Origin of the sequence: Curtobacterium sp. SP.BCo (assembly GCF_051903265.1) — a bacterium.
GTDB lineage: Bacteria > Actinomycetota > Actinomycetes > Actinomycetales > Microbacteriaceae > Curtobacterium.
Window position 1 is genome coordinate 3,294,606 of the sequence record NZ_CP194337.1, and the last position, 19,390, is coordinate 3,313,995.

General features: G+C 71.1%; 16 protein-coding genes. 12 read left to right on the forward strand and 4 right to left on the reverse strand.

Going from position 1 to position 19,390, the window contains the following annotated elements:
* Positions 1-110 precede the first annotated feature (110 nt).
* Together ACRQ4B_RS15600 and ACRQ4B_RS15605 are read right to left on the reverse strand one after the other, a co-directional pair.
* Complete coding sequence (locus ACRQ4B_RS15600; protein WP_439692305.1) at positions 111-1,025, reverse strand: metallophosphoesterase; 915 nt, start codon at positions 1,023-1,025, stop codon at positions 111-113.
* Between the two features lie 118 nt (positions 1,026-1,143).
* Entirely contained in the window at positions 1,144-1,575 is a 432-nt protein-coding gene (locus ACRQ4B_RS15605) for a hypothetical protein (RefSeq protein ID WP_439692306.1), read from the reverse strand.
* Positions 1,576-1,669: 94 nt separating this feature from the next.
* Between ACRQ4B_RS15605 and ACRQ4B_RS15610 the strand changes: the two genes are divergently transcribed.
* On the forward strand, positions 1,670-2,161 hold the full coding sequence (locus ACRQ4B_RS15610; RefSeq protein ID WP_439692307.1) for a hypothetical protein: 492 nt from the start codon (positions 1,670-1,672) through the stop codon (positions 2,159-2,161).
* Positions 2,055-2,513, forward strand: coding sequence for a glyoxalase superfamily protein (locus ACRQ4B_RS15615; protein ID WP_439692308.1), 459 nt, complete (start codon positions 2,055-2,057; stop codon positions 2,511-2,513). Before ACRQ4B_RS15610 ends, ACRQ4B_RS15615 begins: the two co-directional genes overlap by 107 nt.
* 15 nt (positions 2,514-2,528) lie before the next feature.
* On the opposite strand, the gene ACRQ4B_RS15620 is transcribed toward ACRQ4B_RS15615, so the two are convergent.
* Together ACRQ4B_RS15620 and ACRQ4B_RS15625 are read right to left on the reverse strand one after the other, a co-directional pair.
* Entirely contained in the window at positions 2,529-2,894 is a 366-nt protein-coding gene (locus ACRQ4B_RS15620) for an L-rhamnose mutarotase (protein ID WP_439692309.1), read from the reverse strand.
* A complete protein-coding gene (locus ACRQ4B_RS15625; protein ID WP_439692310.1) occupies positions 2,891-4,231 on the reverse strand; it encodes an MFS transporter in 1,341 nt (446 codons plus the stop codon). Before ACRQ4B_RS15625 ends, ACRQ4B_RS15620 begins: the two co-directional genes overlap by 4 nt.
* Positions 4,232-4,707: 476 nt before the next feature.
* Here ACRQ4B_RS15625 and ACRQ4B_RS15630 point away from each other — a divergent pair, with 476 nt between their 5' ends.
* The 10 genes from ACRQ4B_RS15630 (at position 4,708) to ACRQ4B_RS15675 (ending at position 19,261) form a co-directional block, all read left to right on the forward strand.
* Positions 4,708-5,718 carry a LacI family DNA-binding transcriptional regulator gene (locus ACRQ4B_RS15630; RefSeq protein WP_439692311.1) on the forward strand — a complete coding sequence of 337 codons (1,011 nt, stop codon included), beginning with the start codon at positions 4,708-4,710 and terminating at the stop codon, positions 5,716-5,718.
* A 207-nt stretch (positions 5,719-5,925) separates the two neighbouring features.
* Entirely contained in the window at positions 5,926-7,023 is a 1,098-nt protein-coding gene (locus tag ACRQ4B_RS15635; RefSeq protein ID WP_439692312.1) for a LacI family DNA-binding transcriptional regulator, read from the forward strand.
* Positions 7,024-7,346: 323 nt separating this feature from the next.
* Positions 7,347-8,666: an ABC transporter substrate-binding protein gene (locus tag ACRQ4B_RS15640; RefSeq protein WP_439692313.1), complete on the forward strand. Its 1,320-nt coding sequence runs from the start codon at positions 7,347-7,349 to the stop codon at positions 8,664-8,666.
* An 80-nt stretch (positions 8,667-8,746) separates the two neighbouring features.
* Positions 8,747-9,601, forward strand: a complete 855-nt coding sequence (locus ACRQ4B_RS15645) for a carbohydrate ABC transporter permease (protein ID WP_083402647.1) — start codon at positions 8,747-8,749, stop codon at positions 9,599-9,601.
* A gap of 5 nt (positions 9,602-9,606) precedes the next feature.
* Positions 9,607-10,479, forward strand: coding sequence for a carbohydrate ABC transporter permease (locus ACRQ4B_RS15650; RefSeq protein ID WP_439694420.1), 873 nt, complete (start codon positions 9,607-9,609; stop codon positions 10,477-10,479).
* 121 nt (positions 10,480-10,600) lie between these two features.
* Positions 10,601-12,925 carry a family 78 glycoside hydrolase catalytic domain gene (locus ACRQ4B_RS15655; protein ID WP_439692314.1) on the forward strand — a complete coding sequence of 775 codons (2,325 nt, stop codon included), beginning with the start codon at positions 10,601-10,603 and terminating at the stop codon, positions 12,923-12,925.
* Positions 12,926-13,191: 266 nt separating this feature from the next.
* Entirely contained in the window at positions 13,192-14,364 is a 1,173-nt protein-coding gene (gene rhaI, locus ACRQ4B_RS15660; RefSeq protein WP_439692315.1) for an L-rhamnose isomerase, read from the forward strand.
* A gap of 5 nt (positions 14,365-14,369) precedes the next feature.
* The gene (locus ACRQ4B_RS15665) at positions 14,370-16,454 is read left to right on the forward strand and encodes a bifunctional aldolase/short-chain dehydrogenase (RefSeq protein ID WP_439692316.1); all 2,085 of its coding nucleotides are present in this window, start codon (positions 14,370-14,372) and stop codon (positions 16,452-16,454) included.
* Positions 16,455-16,460: 6 nt separating this feature from the next.
* Positions 16,461-17,939 carry a rhamnulokinase gene (locus tag ACRQ4B_RS15670; RefSeq protein ID WP_439692317.1) on the forward strand — a complete coding sequence of 493 codons (1,479 nt, stop codon included), beginning with the start codon at positions 16,461-16,463 and terminating at the stop codon, positions 17,937-17,939.
* Between the two features lie 128 nt (positions 17,940-18,067).
* Complete coding sequence (locus ACRQ4B_RS15675) at positions 18,068-19,261, forward strand: alpha-hydroxy acid oxidase (protein WP_439694421.1); 1,194 nt, start codon at positions 18,068-18,070, stop codon at positions 19,259-19,261.
* Positions 19,262-19,390 lie beyond the last annotated feature (129 nt).

The window sequence follows — 19,390 nt, forward strand, 5'->3', positions numbered from 1 at the left end:
GTGCAACCCGAACGTGCGGGGTACCGACGTGCGGACCCCACCGACGGGAGGCGCGGTGCGGGCCCGCCCCGCGCCTCCCGTCCGTCGCCGCGCAGCAGGGTCCCCGCCGCCTACCGCCCGGTGGCCGCGTCGATGATGCGGGTCACGGTCTCCGCGTCGAACGCGAAGGCGAGCGGGTCGGCGTCCGGCCGCGGCACGCGGACCGGGGTCGACCAGACGGAACCGTCCTCGGCGACGTCGACCACGAGTGCGCCGGCGTCGACGTGGGCGGACTCCTCGGAGTACGGCCCGGTCACGTCGGTGTCGTTCGCGACCCCGGGTGCGACGAGCACCGGCACACCGGCGAACGATCCCGCGAAGTGGTGGTGGTAGTGCCCGGCGAGGACGACCCGCACGTCCGACCCGCGGAGCACGTCCGCCAGCGCGTCCTGGTCACGGAGCTCGAGCGCGGCGTGCAGGGCGGTCGGCGCCGGCATCGGCGGGTGGTGGAGGACGACGATCGTGCCGTGCGGCGCATGGTCGCCCGCGAGGGCAGCGCGCAGGCGGTCGAGGGACGCCTCGCTGATCGCGCCGTACCCGGCACCGGGGACGCTCGTGTCGACGGTGACGACGCGACGACCGGCGACGAGCGACTGACCCCAGACCGGCACCGTCGGCGGGTGGTACTCCATCGTGTGCATGAGCGGACGGCCGTCCTCGCCGAGGACGTGTCCGTTCGCGAGGACCTGCCGGAAGCCCTCGCGGAGGTCGTGGTTGCCGGGCACCGTGACGAGCGCCGCTCCGTGCCGTTCCGCCCATCCGCCGACGCGTTCCAGCAGCGCGGCGTACGACTCCGGGCTGCCGTCCTCGGAGACGTCCCCGGAGACCACGACGAGCCCGACACCGGGGACACCGTCGACCCGCGCGAGGACGTCCTCGAGCGCTGCCGTCGTGTCGACCGAACCCTGGTGCAGGGCGCCGTCGCCCGTCAGGTGGGTGTCGGACAGGTGGAGGATGCGGAGGGTTCCGGCTGCGGGCGGCTGCATGGGCCCACGGTACCGAGGACCCCTTGCGGTCCCCGGTGCCCACGGCCCGTGTTCGGTGAGCAGCAATGGTCGGGTCCGTCGAGCGGACTCGACCATTCCTGCTCACGAAGGACGGGGGTCAGTCGGGCAGCACGTCGTCCGGGACGTCGCGCAGGAAGATCTCGATCGTCTTCGGGCCGACGCCCCGCAGGTCGCCGAGCCGATCACGCAGTTCCTCCCGCGAACCCGCGGTCCTCACGAGGTGCGACACCGAACCCTCGTCGGCGTCGAGCGTGTGCATCGTCTCGTGCAGGGCATCGGCCATCTGGTGGTCGAACCGTGCGTACCCGCCCTCGTCGAGGACCCGGCGGAGCTGCTCGTGTCCGACCCCCGCGAACTTCCCCGGGCTCGTGAACCCGTGGTCGATCAGCGCGCGGTAGGTCTCCGCGGCCTGCTGCTGCCGGATCGGCCGCCCGAAGAGCATGCTCGCGAGGAACCACCGGTAGAGCTGCTGGGGCCTCCCGTCGGTCAGGTCGATGCCGAGGTCCTCGGCGTGCAACACGTCAGCCATGTCCCGGACCGTACTCCGCCCGGGGGGGCAACCCCACCCCGGTCCGGGTGCGAGCGCCATTCTGCCCGGGAACGGTCGCCGAGACGATGGGTTCATGCACAGGAACTCCTCCGACCGATCCGCCTTCACCGCCGCTGCCGCCGCGCTCGGTCTGGCACTCATCGGCGTCACGCTCGCCGGCTGCAGCGTCATCGAGCCGTACATGCCCGAGCAGCAGAAGCACTTCGACAGCGCCGCCGACGCACCCTCGAAGGCGAACTCCGAGGACCTCGCGTGGTTCATGCCGTCCTGGGTGCCGGAGGACGCGACGGACATCGACGTCCGGCTCGACACGAGCGACCCCGGCTACGCGATCGCGTTCACGTCGGCCTCCGGTGTCGACACCGCCAGCTGCACCGCGGTCGACGGGACGAAGGGCGGCCCGGCGATGGCGGCGGACTTCCTGCCGGAGGCCCTGCCGACGAGCGGTCTGGTGACCTGTGGCGACGGACGGGTCACCGCCGAGGTCGACGGCCGCTGGTACGGGTGGACCACGAAGGAGGCGATCGCCGGCGGCGGGAACGACACCCTCCGCCGCGATTCCTGACGTCCCCAGCGCGGCGCAGGCGCAGGCGCAGGCGCATCGTGAGCAGGAACGGTCGGGTCCGTCGAGCAGACCCGACCGTTCCTGCTCACGAAGGGCGGGTCCCGGGCTGCCGATCTCCCGGCAGGTCTCCCGCGAGGGCGCGGTGCTGCACCGCAGCGAGCACCACGGCGACGCGACACCGGGCTCGGCGGTCCGGATCGAGGTCAGCGACGTCGTCGCGCTGCAGCGGGAGTTCGAGGAGAACACCGTGTACCCGCTCCGGATCGGGATCGACCACCAGTCGTGGAGTGACGACCTCGACGTCCCCGACCCGTTCGGCAACCGGTTGGTGTTCCACTCCCCCACGCGCTGACCGGGACCCTGCGCCTCAGTCGGCGGCGGCCAGCTGGTCCTCGAGGTTGAAGACCTCGGGCAGCAACCGCGCGGTCTGGTCGGCGCGGCCGGTCGCGCCGTCGAACAGGTCCTGCATGTGGGACTCCCACGCGGCGGCGACCTCCGAGGCGGCGAGCGACGCGTCGGCATCGGCCACCGAGTCGGTCTCGTAGTACCCGATGAGCAACCCGTCGTCGTCGAGGAAGAGCGAGTAGTTCCGACGTCCGGCGCGGGCGATCGCGCGCAGCATCGCCGGCCACACGGCGGCGTGACGCTCCCGGTAGGCGTCGAGGTGCTCGGCCGCCACCTGCAGACGGAAGCAGACGCGGGTGACGTGATCCGTGCCTCCAGGCCCGGTCATCGCGCGCCCCGCGCGCGCTCGCGCTCTGCGTGCTCCTCGGCGGTGCGGACCGTCCCCGTCGCGCTGGTGACGGTGCCGTAGCGTTCGGCCTCGATCTCCTCGAGGCTCTTGCCACGGGTCTCCGGCGCCCAGATCGTGCCGACCACGAACGACACCGCGAGCAGCCCGATGATGAGGCCGCCGAGCGGTCGGAGGCCGATGTCCGTCAGCAGCAGCGGGAACCACATGCTCAGCAGACCGACCGTGACGCGTGCCGCCAGGAACAGCACTCCCTGCGCGCTCGCACGGTAGCGGGTGGCGAAGAGCTCGCTCGTCCAGAGGCCGTAGAACGCCTGCGCGCCGATACCGGAGGAGATGCCCCAACCGATCGCGAAGAACAGCAGCGTGCCCAGGTTCGCCGGGCCGTAGATGAGCACCGCCCACGTGACGATGGCGAGGGCGGCACCGACGGCGAAGAGGACCCGCCGACTGATCCGGTCGCCGTACCGCATGAAGACGAAGTACGTCGTCAGCACGGTGCAGAACCACACCAGGACCTGCAGCGCGTCCTGCTCGATCACACTCGTGACCCCGGTGGCGGCGTAGATCCGGGGCTGGAAGATGCCGGCCTGCCCCGCGACCGTGTTCCACATCGCGTAGACGCCGAACAGGAACGCCATGGCGACGAGGTTGACCTTCTTCGAGAAGAGCTGCCCGACGCCGTGCAAGAAGCTCGTCCGCCCCGCGGCCGCGCGTTCGTCCTTCCAGATGCCCGACTCCGGCAGTCCACGGCGAAGCCACCAGACCACTGCGGCGACCACGAACAGGTGCGCGAAGATCAGCCGGCTGCCGAGGAGGCCGAGCGGGGCGGCCGCGATCGCCAGCGCGAACCCGACCATCGGCCCGATCGACCAGGCGAGCTGCGCGGTGCCGACGTGGGCGGCGCGCTTGCCGGCCGGAGCCTGCTCGGCGATGTAGGTCCAGCTCGCCGGGACGCCCGCGCCGACCGCGATCCCGCACAGGACGAAGCCGGTGAGGAGCATGCCGTAGTTACCCGCGAACACCGCGAGCAGGACGCCGACCATGTACAGGACCAGGTCGTACGTGTAGATGAACTTCCGGCCGTACCGGTCGCAGAGCGGACCGCCGATCGCTGCGCCGATCGCCGCCCCGAACGCGTTCGAGGACAGGCTGGCGAGCAGCCCGACGCCGAGGTCGCCGATGTGGAACTGTGCCTGCCAGAAGACGAGGCTCGTGGCGATCGCGATGATCGACCCGGACTCGATGTAGTTCGACATCGCCACCGAGATGGTGGCCTTCCAGCCGGTCGTGTTGCTGGCTCCGATACGGACCGCCATTGGTCCTCCGTTCGTGCGTGTTCGTCAGTGAATCGTTTCAACGGTGCTGCGAGGACGTTACCCGGGGATCGACGCGAGGGCAAGCCCGGGGTGCGGAGCGGGGCGGTTCCGGGCGTACCGAGCGCTTCCGCGCGTACCGAGCGCTTCCGCGCGTACCGAGTCGTTCCGCGCGTACCGAGCAGTTCCGCGCGTACCGAGCGCTTCCGCGCGTACCGAGCGCTTCCGCGCGTACCGAGCGCTTCCGCGCGTACCGAGCGCTTCCGTGCGTACCGAGCTGGTTCTTTTGACCCGGTATGCGCGATTCCGCTTTCCAGTACACCCGTGAGGGGAAAGAACTACCCCAACAACCCCAGGGAACGCCGGGAACGCCAGCCCCCGCGCCCCCACGCCCCCGACAACCCCCGGGAACGCCGGTCACCGCGCCGACACCACCCCCGCAACACGCCGATCGACCCCCGGGATGCCAGGATGACCCCATGGCAGTGAGTGTTCGGGAGGTCGCAGCACTCGCCGGCGTGTCCCTCGGCACCGTCTCGAACGTGCTGAACCGGCCCGACAAGGTCGCTCCCGGCACCGTCGAACGCGTGCAGTCCGCCATCGCCGCGCTCGGGTTCGTGCGGAACGACTCCGCACGCCAGCTCCGGGCCGGCCGCAGCTCCACCGTCGGGCTGATCGTGCTCGACGGCGGCAACCCCTTCTTCACCGACGTCGCCCGGGGCGCCGAGGACGCCGCGATGCGGAAGGGCCTCGCGGTCCTCGTCGGCAACTCCGACGAGTCCGTCGACCGCGAGCACACCTACGTCGACCTGTTCGAGGAACGCCGTGTCGCCGGCCTCCTCATCTCCCCCGCGGGCGACGACCTCACCCGACTCGGGCGGCTCCGCGACCAGGGCACCGCCGTGGTGCTCGTCGACCGCCGTGCCGACGACGAGCACTTCGCCTCGGTGTCGGTCGACGACGTCGCAGGCGGGCGCATCGCCGTGTCCCACCTCACCGAGATCGGTCGCCGGCGCATCGCCTTCGTCGGCGGACCGTTCGGGATCCGGCAGGTCGCCGACCGGCACGCCGGGGCCGTCGCCGCAGCGGAGGCCGCCGGTGCCTCGCTCGAGGTGCTCGCCACGACGTCGCTGTCCGTCCTCGAGGGCCGCCGCATCGGCGAGGAGCTCCAGGCGCGCCCAGCGGCCGAACGCCCGGACGCGGTGTTCGCGGCGAACGACCTGCTCGCCGTCGGACTCGAGCAGGCGTTCATCATGCGCGGGTCGATCCGGGTGCCGGACGAGATCGCGATCGTCGGCTACGACGACATCGCGTTCGCCGAGGCCGCGGTCGTCCCGCTCACCTCGGTGCGGCAGCCGGCGCAGGACCTCGGCAGCCGGGCGATCGAGCTGCTGCTGGCCCAGGTCGAGGAGGGCCACGACGTCGAGACCCTCCACGTCGAGTTCACGCCCGAGCTCGTCGTGCGCCAATCGACCGTCGCCGAGCGCTGACCGCGCCACCGAGACTCGCCGCACACCCACCGAGTCTCGGGCAGGGCGACACTCCTCGCGGCCGGGTCCCCGAGAACGGTCGCTGACCCCGAGACTCGGGCCGCGTCCGCTGCGACGGGGCGGACGGGAGGCGCGGGGCGGCGCCGCACCGCGCCTCCCGTCCGGTGGTGGGCCGGGACCGCACCCCGCGCCGCCTACGATCGGAGCATGGTGCATGTCCCCCGGCGCGACGGACCGCCGAGCGTGCACCACGTCGCCGCTCGGGCCGGCGTCTCGCTCGCGACCGTCTCGAACGTCCTCAACCACCCGGAGCGCGTCGCCGACGCCACCGCGGCCCGCGTGCGCGACGCGATCGACGCCCTCGGGTACACGCCGAACCGCAACGCGCGCGCACTGGTCTCCGGGAGCACCCGCGCGATCGGCCTGGTGGTGTCCTCGTTGCAGAACTCCCTGTTCACGGACATGGTGAGCGGAGCCCAGACCGCCGCGCGCGATCGCGGGAACACGCTGCTCGTGGCGAGCAGCGAGAACGACCTCGTGGCGCAGGGCGAGCATCTGGCGTTCCTGGAGAGCACGCGGGTGTCGGGCATCCTGCTCGCCTCGATGACCGAGTCGCGCGACCAGGTCGAGGCCGCGAAGCAGCACGGCCGGCCGATCGTCTACGTCAACTACGAGCCGGCCGAGGTGGACGCCTGCTCGGTCGTCGTCGACAACGAGCAGGCCGGGTACGTGGCGGCGAAGCACCTCGTCGAGCAGGGCTGCCGGCGGATCGGGTTCGTGAGTGCCAGGCCCGACCTCCAGCCGGTGTCGCGCCGGCGGGCCGGACTGCTCCGGGCGATCGCGGAGCACCCCGACGTGCGCCTGGTGGACGTCGACGCGGGCGACATCGACCCGCCGGGCGGCACCGACGCCGGTGTGCGGATCGCGGCGATGCCGGTCGAGGAGCGCCCGGACGGCGTGCTCGGGGTGACGGACCTGCTGGCGATGGCCGTGGTGACCGAACTGCGCGCGGCGGGCATCCGCGTGCCGGAGGACATCCCGGTGTCCGGCTGCGACCACAACTCCGTGGCGTGGGGCGGTGCGGTGCCGCTCACCTCGGTGACGATGCACGGCGCGGAGATGGGTGCGGCGGCGGTCGACCTCCTGCTCGCCGAACTCACCGACGACCCCGCGGAGCACGTGCACCGGACGGTGGTGCTCGGCAGCGAGCTCGTGCCGCGGGAGAGCACCCTCGGGCGGGCCGGCGCGGCAGCGGCGGCGGCGAGCACGCCCCCGCCGAGCGACCCGCGGCGCACCGAGGCCTGAGCGACGGCAGCGCGCCGGCACGGCGGCACGCTAGCGCCCCGTCGACGCCGAAGCTCGGCCCGACGGACACGCTCGCCCTCACGCACCCCGGACACTGTCCGCCGGGCCGAGGCTCGGGCACCGCCGCGACGACGCGCACCCCGCCGCCCCGGCCCGCGCCGGCTTCCGTAACGAATCCGAATCGGTGATTGACACGCTTCAATCCGCATGGTTCCATTCCGATTGAAACGTTCTAAACAGCACTACCGGAGACCGCATCGGCGCGGACTCCGGGTCGTTTCACCCGGGGTCGACCCCTCCCCGGGCCTTACGAGGAGGTAAGGATGTCAGCTCGTTCCCTGACCACCCGGCTGATCGCCATCGGCGGCGCCACGGTCCTCATCGGCGGCCTGGCCGCCTGTTCGTCGGGCGGCTCCGCCGACACCGGCAGCGGCGGCACGGTGCAGATCACGTACCAGGCCGACAACTCGCCCGCCACGGCCGCCACCGCGAAGCCGCTCATCGCCGCGTTCGAGAAGGCCAACCCGGACATCACGGTCAAGTTCGACACCCGCCCGCAGGGCACCGACGGCGACAACCTGGTGAAGACGCAGCTCTCCACCGGCGAGATGGCGGACGTGTTCAACTACAACTCGGGCTCGCTGATGCAGGCCCTGAACCCCGACAACACCCTCGTCGACCTCAAGGACCAGAGCTGGGCGAAGGACGTCGACCCGCAGTTCACGAAGGTCGTCAGCACCGACAAGGGCATGTACGGCGCACCGTTCGGCACCAGCTTCGGCGGCGGCGTGATGTACAACAAGAAGGTCTACGAGAAGCTCGGCCTGAGCGTCCCGACCACGTGGGACGAGTTCATCAGCAACAGCGAGAAGATCAAGGACTCGGGCGTCGACCCGATCATCCAGACGTACGGCGACACCTGGACCAGCCAGCTGTTCGTCCTCGGCGACTTCGCGAACATCACGGCGCAGCAGAAGGACTGGGCCTCGCAGTACACGAAGCACAAGGAGTCCTACGCGAAGGAGCCGGCACTCGCCGGGTTCGAGCACCTCGCCGAGGTCAAGGACAAGGGCCTCGTGAACAAGGACTACGCGTCCGCGACGCAGGCGAACGGCCTGAAGATGCTCGCCGACGGCACCGGGGCGCAGTACCCGATGCTGACGAACGCGATCTCGACCCTGCAGCAGGACAGTCCCGACGCGGTGAACGACATCGGCGCCTTCGCCCTGCCGGCCGAGAACGCGGACGACACGAACCTGACGATCTGGGAGCCGAACGGCCTCTACATCCCGAAGACCTCGACGGGTGACAAGCTCGCGGCGGCGAAGAAGTTCATCGCCTTCGCGAACTCGTCCGAGGGCTGCAAGGTGCAGAACGACACCGGTACCCCCGGTGGCCCGTACGTCATCTCCACCTGCACGCTGCCCGACTCCGTCCCGACGATGATCGGCGACCTGCAGAAGTACCTCGACGACGGCAAGGCGTCGCCGGCACTCGAGTTCCTCTCCCCCATCAAGGGCCCGAACCTCGAGAAGATCTGCGTGCAGGTCGGCTCGGGCATCTCCACCGCCGCTGTCGGCGCGAAGCAGTACGACCAGGACGTCGTGCAGCAGGCGCAGCAGCTCGGCCTCAAGGGCTGGTGACCGGCGTGACCGCGACGCTCACGACGGCGGTGGCACCGCCGCAGACCCGCAAGGCCGGGCCGGGCCCCGCTCGCCGCCGGATGCGATCGTTCTACCCGGCGTGGTTCTTCATCCCGGCGATCGCGTTGTACGTCGTGTTCTTCGCGGTCCCGACCTTCGCGGGGTTCTACTTCTCGCTCACCCGCTGGACGCTGTTCGACCAGACCTTCATCGGCTTCGACAACTTCGTCCGGTTCTTCCAGGACCCGCAGCTCGTCTCCGGGTTCGTGCACACGTTCGAGTACGGGTTCGTGACGAGCGCGGCGAAGGTGGTCCTCGGGCTCGCCCTCGCCCTGCTCCTCACGAGCCCCGTGCTCGGACGCGGGTACCTCCGAGCGGTGGTGTTCTTCCCCGTGCTGGTGTCGACGATCGGCATCGGCATCACGTTCAAGGCACTGATGGACCCCTTCCACGGGATCATCAACGGCGTCCTGGGTTCGGTCGGCCTCCCAACCCCGGGCTGGTTGACCGACCCTGCCCTCGCGCTGTGGAGCGTCGCCGCGGTGGACGTCTGGAAGGGCGTCGGCATCGCGACGCTCATCTTCATCGCCGGCATCGTCGCGATCCCGCAGGAGTACTTCGAGGCCGCCCGCGTCGACGGCGCGAGCGCGTGGACGATCTTCAAGAACATCACGCTGCCGCTGTCCCGACCGGCGATGGGGACGGTCATCATCCTGTCCCTGATCGGCGGCCTGCGGTCCTTCGACCTGATCTGGGCGATGACCGGCGGCGGACCAGGGTTCACCAGCGACGTCATCGCGAGTGTGATCTACAAGCAGTACCAGGCCGGGTTCTACGGGCTGTCGACCGCCGGCAACGTCGTGCTCTTCATCGTCGTCACGGCGATCATGGTGCCGATCTCCTGGCTCATCAACCGGAAGGAGGCGGACCTGTGACCACCATGACCAGCCCCCGCGTCGGCAGGTCGACGCCCAGACGCCACAAGCGCGAGACCACCCGCAAGTGGATCATCGGCTCGATCGCGATCGTCGTCAGCTTCGTCGTCTTCCTGGTGCCGTTCGTCTTCGTCCTGTTCCAGGCGGCGAAGAACCCGGCCGAGGCGAACCAGCTCGGCTTCAGCCTGCCGACCCAGTGGCAGCTGTGGCAGAACCTGCAGACCGTGTTCCAGTCCGGTGACGGCGGCATCCTCCGCGCCTTCTGGAACAGCGCGGTCCTCACCGTGGGCAGCGTCGTCATCATGGTGGTGTTCTCCGCGATGGTCGGCTACGTGCTGCAGCGGCGGCCGAGCAAGTGGAACGGCCTGATCAACTTCTTCGTCCTGGCCGGGCTCATCGTGCCGCCCGCGATCGTCCCGACGATCTGGGTGCTGCAGGGCCTGAACCTGTTCAAGACGATGGGCGGGATGATCCTCGTCGAGGCGACCTTCGGCCTGTCGTTCTGCATCCTGCTCTTCCGGGCGTTCGTCGCGACGATCCCGAAGGAGCTCGACGAGGCCGCCGTCCTCGACGGTGCGGGCCCGATCCGGCTGTTCTTCGGGGTGGTCCTGCCGCTCCTCAAGCCGGTCATCATCACGGTCGTGCTCGTGCAGTCGGTGACGGTGTTCAACGACTTCACGAACCCGCTGTACTTCCTGCCCGGGTCCGAGAACGCCACAGTCCAGCAGACGCTGTACTCGTTCCAGAGCCAGTCCGTCAGTCAGCTCAACCTGCTGTTCACCGACGTCCTGCTCATCACGATCCCGCCGCTCATCCTCTACGTCTTCTTCAACCGCCAGATCGTCGCCGGCATGACCAGCGGCGCCGTCAAGGGCTGACGCCCGACCCCGGCCTGGAGGCACGACCCGCCTCCGCCGCACCACGCACCGTGGGCGGTCGGCCGGGCCCACGACCCCGCACCGGTCGACGACGACCGGTCGCGTGAAAGGACCACACCACATGACCACCTGGACCGCACCGTTCATCGCGGCGGACGACGACCTCGGGAGCGCACCGATCCTGCGCCGGGAGTTCACCCTCGACGACGGCCACGGCGCCGTCCGCAGCGCGACCCTGGACGTCAGCGCCCTCGGCGTCGTCGAGGCGTGGCTCGGCGGGCAACGTGTCTCCGACCACCTGCTCGAGCCGGGGTGGACGAGCTACGAGTGGCGCGTCCGCGTCGTCTCGCACGACGTCACGGCGCACCTGGGCGACACGGATGCCGGCGACGCCGCCGTCCTCGCGCTCGTGCTCGGCCGGGGCTGGGCAGCCGGCCGCCTCGCGTGGGGTGGCGGCGGCGGTTGGTACGCCGACGAGGTCGCCGGGTTCGCCGAACTCCGCATCGTGTTCTCGGACGGCCACGAGCAGCGGGTCGCGACGGACACCGACTGGCAGGCGCTGTCGAGTGCGATCACCGCCGACCAGCTCTACGACGGCGAGGACATCGACGCCCGACTCCGCGACGGCTCGTTCCTGACGCCCGGCGAGGTCACGACGCCGAGTGTCGACGGGCACGAGGGCCGCACGAGCACCGTGCACACGGTCGACCTCGGCGAGCGCGAGCTCGTCGCCGACACCGTCCCGCCGGTCCGCCCCCTCGCCGAGATCGCCCCGGTCGAGGTCTGGACGAGCCCGTCCGGCGCCACACTGGTCGACTTCGGCGTGAACCTGGTGGGTTGGGTCCGGGTGGTGGTCTCCGGGCCCGCCGGCACGGTCCTGACGCTCCGGCACGCCGAGGTCCTCGAGCACGACGAGCTCGGCACCCGTCCGCTCCGGACAGCGCTGGCGACCGACCACTTCACGCTGAGCGGCAGCGGCCCGGAGTCCCCGGACCGCTTCGAGCCGCGCTTCACGTTCCACGGCTTCCGGTACGCCCAGGTCGACGGCTGGCCGGGGACGCTCGAGGACCTCCGCGCGGCGCTCACCGCGGTGCAGGTCGGCTCCGACCTCGTCCGCACCGGCACGTTCGAGTCGAGCCACGAGCTGCTGAACACCTTCCACGACAACGTCGTGCGGGGCATGCAGGGCAACTTCCTCAGCGTCCCGACGGACTGCCCGCAGCGCGACGAGCGGCTCGGGTGGACCGGCGACATCGCGGCGTTCGCCCCGACCGCCTCGTACCTGTTCGACACCCGGACGTTCCTCGGCGACTGGCTGCGCGACGTGTGGCTCGAGCAGCAGCACGCCGACGGTGTCATCCCGTTCGTGGTCCCGGACGTCCTGAAGTACTCCCCCGCCGAGGACTTCGGCAAACCGGACGCGACCGCGATCTGGTCGGATGCCGGCGTGTGGGTGCCGTGGACGCTGTACCAGGCGTACGGCGACACCGCGGTGCTCGAGGAGCAGTTCGACTCGATGGCCGCGCACCTGCGTCGGATCCGCGACCACCTGTCGCCGCAGGACCTCTGGGACACGGTGTTCCAGTTCGGGGACTGGCTCGACCCGGACGCCCCGCCGGAGGACCCCGCCGCGGCGAAGGCCGACAAGGGCGTCGTCGCGACCGTCTGCGCGTACCGGTCCGCGACCATCGTCGCGGAGGCGGCGGAGCTCCTGGGCGGCCACGAGGCGGAGGCGGCGGAGTTCCGGGAACTCGCGTCGCGCCTCCAGGCCGGGTTCCGCACCCACTACCTGCAGGAGGACGGGCGCATCCTGTCCGACTCGACGACCGTGTACACGCTCGCGATCGTGTTCGGGATCCTCGACGCCGAGGACGAGGCGCGGGCGGGCGACCGCCTCGCGGAGCTGGCGGAGGCGTCCGGGTACCGGATCTCCACCGGGTTCGCCGGCACCCCGTTCATCACGGACGCGCTGACGCAGACCGGCCACCTGGAGGACGCGTACCGGCTGCTGCTGCAGACGGAGTGCCCGTCGTGGCTGTACCCGGTGACGATGGGCGCGACGACGGTCTGGGAGCGCTGGGACTCGATGCTGCCGGACGGCACCATCAACCCGGGCGAGATGACCTCGTTCAACCACTACGCGCTCGGTGCCGTGGCGGACTGGATGCACCGGGTCGTCGGTGGCCTCGCGCCGCTGGACCCGGGGTACTCGTCCGTCCTGGTGGCACCGCAGCCGGGCGGGGGTCTGACGTGGGCGTCGACCTCGCTCGACACCGTGCACGGGCACGTCGCGGTGCGCTGGGAGCTCGTCGACGGCGAGGTGCTCGTGCGCGTGACGGTCCCGGACGGGGTCACGGCGGTCGTGCGACTGCCGGGCGTGCCCGAGCAGCGCGTCTCGGGCGGCACGCACGAGCTGCGCGCGCCGGTCGCGGTGCCCGCGGCGTAGGGCGCGGCGGCGCCGGGTCGGGCGCGTGTTCCGGCACGTGTTCCGGCGCGTGACCGCTCCTGCCCGCACGTCGTCCGTCCGGTTCGCGCCCCCGAACGAACACCGCGCCCCCGCAGAACGGGGCGCGGTGTCCGGAACGGGGCGCGAACCGGCCGCGGACCCAGCACCACGGCGCACCACGAGACCCCACCACCACGGCGCTTGCGCGGACCCCGTACAGCGCGTACCGTATGAAACGATTCAATCGACCACGAGGAAGTGCAACGATGACATCGACCCCGACCTTCGGCGGCATCGCCGACCAGCTCGCGCGGCAGGCGATCGAGCTGCCGAGCTGGGCGTTCGGCAACTCCGGCACCCGCTTCAAGGTGTTCAGCACCCCGGGCACGCCGCGCGACCCGTACGAGAAGATCGCCGACGCCGCCCAGGTGCACCGGCACACCGGGCTCGCCCCCACCGTGGCGCTGCACATCCCGTGGGACCTCGTGGACGACTTCGCCGACCTGAAGCGGCACGCCGAGGAGCACGGCGTCGCGCTCGGCACCGTGAACTCCAACACCTTCCAGGACGACGACTACAAGTTCGGCGCCCTCACCCACGTCGACGAGTCGATCCGGCAGAAGGCGATCGACCACCACCTGCGCTGCATCGACGTCATGGACGCCACGGGCTCCCGCGACCTGAAGATCTGGCTCGCCGAGGGCTCGAACTACCCGGGGCAGGAGGACATGCGCTCCCGCCAGGACCGCCTGCACGAGTCCCTGTCCACGATCTACGACCGCCTCGGCGCCGACCAGCGGCTCGTGCTCGAGTACAAGTTCTTCGAGCCGTCGTTCTACCACACCGACGTCCCGGACTGGGGCACGAGCTACGTGCAGACCGCGGCACTCGGCCCGAAGGCGATGGTCTGCCTCGACACCGGCCACCACGCCCCCGGCACGAACATCGAGTTCATCGTGATGCAGCTGCTGCGCCTCGGCAAGCTCGGGAGCTTCGACTTCAACTCACGGTTCTACGCGGACGACGACCTCATCGTCGGCGCCGCGGACCCGTTCCAGCTGTTCCGCATCCTGGTCGAGGTCGTCCGCGGCGGCGGCTACGACAACCCGGACGTCGCGTTCATGCTCGACCAGTGCCACAACATCGAGGACAAGATCCCCGGGCAGATCCGCTCGGTGCTGAACGTGCAGGAGATGACCGCCCGCGCGCTGCTCCTCGACCGTGTCGCACTGACCGCGGCACAGGAAGCGCACGACGTCCTCGGTGCGAACGAGGTCTTCATGGACGCCTACCAGACCGACGTCCGCACGGATCTCGCCGCGTGGCGGGAGTCCCGCGGGCTGCCGGCGGACCCGATGCGCGCGTACCGCGAGTCCGGGTACCAGCAGTCGATCGCCGAGGACCGCGTCGGCGGCGTCCAGGCCGGATGGGGAGCGTAGACACGATGACGAGCACAGGACTGGAGGCACGGGTGGACCCCGACGCGCTGGGCACGGCAGAACAGGTGGTCGCGGACCTCATCGCCCGCTCGAACGCGCTCGGCTCGGACCCGCGGATCACGAACTACGCGGGCGGGAACACCTCCGCCAAGGGCACCGCCACCGACCCCGTCACGGGCGAACCGGTGGAGCTGCTCTGGGTGAAGGGCTCCGGGGGCGACCTCGGCACCCTCACCCCGGCGGGCCTCGCCGTCCTGCGCGTCGACCGCGTCCGGGCCCTGCAGCAGGTCTACCCGGGCGTCGAGCGCGAGGACGAGATGGTCGCCGCGTTCGACTACACGCTGCACGGCACCGGCGGGGCGGCTCCGTCCATCGACACGGCGATGCACGCCCTCGTCGACGCCGCGCACGTGGACCACCTGCACCCCGACGCCGGCATCGCGATCGCCACGGCGGCGGACGGACCGGCACTGACGGAGCGCATCTTCGGCGACCGGGTCGTGTGGGTCCCCTGGCGCCGTCCCGGGTTCCAGCTCGGGCTCGACATCGCGGCGATCCAGCGGGACCACCCGCAGGCGATCGGCACGATCCTCGGCGGCCACGGGATCACCGCATGGGGCGCGACGAGCGACGAGGCCGAGGCGAACTCGCGCTGGATCATCGACACCGCCGAGCGGTACATCGCCGAGCACGGCGCGGACCAGCCGTTCGGTGCCGTCCGGCCGGGCTTCGAGGCGCTGCCGACCGACGAGCGCCACCAGCGTGCCGCTGCGCTCGCCCCGACGATCCGCAGCATCGCCGGCCACGACAAGCCCGTCGTCGGGCACTTCACCGACAGCGACGTCGTGCTCGACTTCCTGGCGTCGTCGCGCGCCGAGGAACTCGCGGCCCTCGGCACGAGCTGCCCGGACCACTTCCTCCGCACGAAGGTGAAGCCGCTCATCGTCGACCTGCCCGCGTCGGCGAGCGTCGAGGCCACCCGCGAGCGGCTGCGGACCCTGCACCAGCGGTACCGCGAGGACTACCAGGCGTACTACGACCGGCACGCGACCCCGGAGTCCCCCGCCATCCGCGGCGCCGACCCGCTCATCGTGCTCGTCCCCGGCGTCGGGATGTTCTCGTACGGCAAGGACGCCCAGACCGCCCGCGTCGCCGGCGAGTTCTACGTCAACGCCATCAACGTCATGCGGGGCGCCGAGGCACTCTCCACCTACGCCCCGATCGACGAGGCCGAGAAGTTCCGCATCGAGTACTGGGCCCTGGAAGAGGCGAAGCTCCGGCGGATGCCCGCCCCGCGGAAGCTCGCCACCCGGATCGCCCTCGTCACCGGAGCCGCCAGCGGCATCGGCAAGGCGATCGCGAAGCGCTTGGCGGCCGACGGCGCGGCGGTGGTCATCGCGGACCTCGACGTCGACAAGGCCACCGCTGCGGCAGCCGAGATCGGCGGCCCGGACCAGGCCGTCGGCGTCGCGGCGGACGTCACGAGCGCGGCGGACATCGAGCGGGCGATCCAGCAGACCCTGCTGCACTTCGGCGGCCTCGACCTGATCGTGAACAACGCCGGCCTGAGCCTGAGCAAGAGCCTGCTCGAGACCACCGAGCAGGACTGGGACCTGCAGCACGACGTGATGGCGAAGGGGTCGTTCCTGGTGTCCAAGGCAGCTGCTGCAGTCCTCATCGAGCAGGGCCTCGGCGGCGACATCGTGTACATCTCGTCGAAGAACTCGGTGTTCGCCGGACCGAACAACATCGCGTACTCGGCGACCAAGGCCGACCAGGCCCATCAGGTGCGGCTGCTCGCGGCCGAGCTCGGCGAGCACGGCGTCCGGGTCAACGGCATCAACCCCGACGGCGTCGTCCGCGGCTCCGGGATCTTCGCGTCGGGCTGGGGTGCGAACCGCGCGAAGACGTACGGGATCGACGAACAGGACCTCGGGAAGTTCTACGCCCAGCGCACGATCCTGAAGCGCGAGGTCGTGCCGGAGAACGTCGCCAACGCCGTCGCCGCGATCTGCACCGACGACTTCTCCCACACCACCGGGCTGCACGTGCCGGTGGACGCGGGCGTCGCCGCGGCGTTCCTGCGGTAGGGCGCCGTGACGAACAGCGGCAGCGTCGCCGCCGTCGACCTCGGCGCCACCAGCGGCCGGGTGATCGTCGGCCACGTCGACACCGAGGGCATCCGGATGGAGCACGTCGCGCGGTTCCCGAACGGCCCCGTCGCGCTGCACGAGGACGACCGCGAGGCCCTGCACTGGGACGTCGTCGAGCTCCACCGGCAGGTGACCGACGGCCTCCGCGACGCGTTCGGCAGGCACCCGGAGATCGCGAGCATCGGCATCGACTCGTGGGCGGTCGACTACGGGTTGCTCCGCGACGGCCGACTGCTGGGTCTGCCGTACCACTACCGCGACGAGCGGCACGAGCACGGCGTCGACCGCGTGCACCGACGGATGGACGCAGCGGAGCTCCACGCCCGGAACGGCCTGCAGCACCTGCCGTTCAACACGGTGTTCCAGTTCGCCGCCGACCCGTCCGTGCGGCTCGCACAGCGCGCGCTGCTCGTCCCGGACCTGCTCGGGTACTGGCTGACCGGGGTCGAGGCAGCCGAGCGCACCAACGCGTCGACCACCGGGCTGTTGAACGCGACCACCCGTGGGTGGGACCCCGCGCTGCGGGCCGCTGCGGGCCTCCCGTCCGGACTCCTCCCCACCCTGCGTGACCCGGGCGAGCGGCTGGGGGCGCTCCTGCCGTCCGTGGCCGACGCCGTCGGCGGCCGGGCACCCGTCACGCTCGTCGGTTCGCACGACACGGCGTCCGCCGTCGTCGCGGTCCCCGCGACGGAGCCGGACTTCGCGTACATCTCGTCGGGCACCTGGTCGCTCGTCGGCGTGGAGCTCGACGCACCGGTCCTGTCGGACGCGGCCCGCGCGGCGAACTGCACCAACGAGGGCGGCGTCGACGGCCGCGTCCGGTTCCTGAAGAACGTGTCCGGCCTGTGGCTGCTCTCCGAGAGCGTCCGCACCTGGGAGCGTGGTGGCGCTCCGGTCGACCTGGAGGCGCTCCTCGCCTCCGCCGCGGCGGTCACCGCCCCGGTCCCCGTCTTCGACCCCGCCGACGAATCGTTCACCGCGCCCGGCGACATGCCCGCACGCATCGCGTCCTGGTGCACGGCGCACGGGCTGAGCGCCCCGGCGAACCGCGCCGAGTTCGTCCGGTCGATCCTCGAGTCGCTGGCCACGGCGTACGCAGCCACCCTCGAGACGATCACGGCGGTGACGGGCAGAGACGTCCGACAGGTGCACATCGTCGGCGGCGGCTCGCAGAACCGACTGCTGTGCCAGCTCACCGCCGACCGGACCGGTCTCCCGGTCCTCGCCGGACCCGTCGAGGCGACCGCACTCGGGAACGTGCTCGTGCAGGCACGGGCCGAAGGCCTCGGCGGACTCGGTGGCGCGTCACTCGAAGCGCTCCGTGACCGGGTCGCGCGAACCGTCGAACCGGTGCGGTACACCCCTGGTTCCTCCGCAACTCCCTCCCCCCGATCCACCCCGAGACGTAGGATGTCTGTATGACCTCGATCGACGACCAGCACCGAGTCGACCCGGCGACGGGCGCACCAGCAGCGACCCCGGGCGCTCCGTCGGCCCGGCGGACGCCGATCAAGCGGCAGCTCCCGACGGTGCGCGACCTCGCTCCGCTCATGCAGTTCAAGAAGCCCGACCTGAACGCCAGGCGGCGGCGACTCGAGCAGGCGCTCACGATCTGGGACCTCCGCGACATCGCCGCCCGACGCACCCCGCGCGCCGCCTTCGACTACACCGAGGGCGCGGCCGAGGCGGAGATCTCGCTCGCCCGTGCCCGCCAGGCGTTCGAGGACATCGAGTTCACCCCGGCGATCCTGCGCGACGTCTCGGCGGTCTCCACCACGCGCGAAGTCCTCGGCGCGCCCGTGTCGTACCCCTTCGGCATCGCCCCGACCGGATTCACGCGGATGATGCAGACCGAGGGCGAACGTGCCGGAGCCCGTGCCGCCGGACGCGCCGGCATCCCGTTCTCCCTGTCCACGATGGGCACCACCGCGATCGAGGACGTCCGCGACGCCAACCCGCACGGCCGCAACTGGTTCCAGCTGTACATGTGGAAGGACCGCGAGAAGTCGATGGCGCTGGTGTCCCGCGCCGAGAAGGCCGGGTTCGACACGCTGCTCGTCACGGTGGACGTCCCCGTCGCCGGCGCTCGTCTGCGGGACAAGCGGAACGGGTTCTCCATCCCGCCGCAGCTCGGCGCCAAGACCATCCTCAACGCGATCCCCCGACCCTGGTGGTGGTTCGACTTCCTCACCACCGAGCCGCTGGCGTTCGCGTCGCTCGACCGCTGGTCCGGCACCGTCGGGGAACTCCTCGACCACATGTTCGACCCGACCGTCACCTACGAGGACCTGCAGTGGATCCGCGACCAGTGGAAGGGCAAGGTCGTCGTCAAGGGCGTCCAGTCCCTGGCGGACGCGCGCCGCCTGGCCGACCTGGGCGTCGACGGGATCACGCTGTCGAACCACGGCGGCCGCCAGCTCGACCGCGCTCCCGTCCCGTTCCACCTGCTTCCCTCCGTGGTCAAGGAGGTCGGCAAGGACACCGAGGTGCACCTCGACACCGGCATCATGTCCGGCGCCGACATCGTCGCGGCGGTCGCCCTCGGCGCGCGGTTCACCATGGTCGGTCGGGCCTACCTGTACGGGCTGATGGCCGGCGGCGAGGCCGGGGTCGACCGGATGATCCAGATCCTGTCGGAGCAGGTCGAACGGACCATGCGGCTGCTCGGTGTGGCGTCGCTCGACGAGCTCGAACCGGGGCACGTGACGCAGCTGCAGCGGCTGCAGCCCATCGCTCGACCCTGAGTCCCCGTCCGGCGAGATCGGACAGGACCCCCCCAAAAGGGGCACAGATGATGCATGATGTTCGGGGACCCGTCACCGAAATCCGTGGATCGCGCCACGGAACGGGTCCCCTCCATGCCCGAGCCCCAC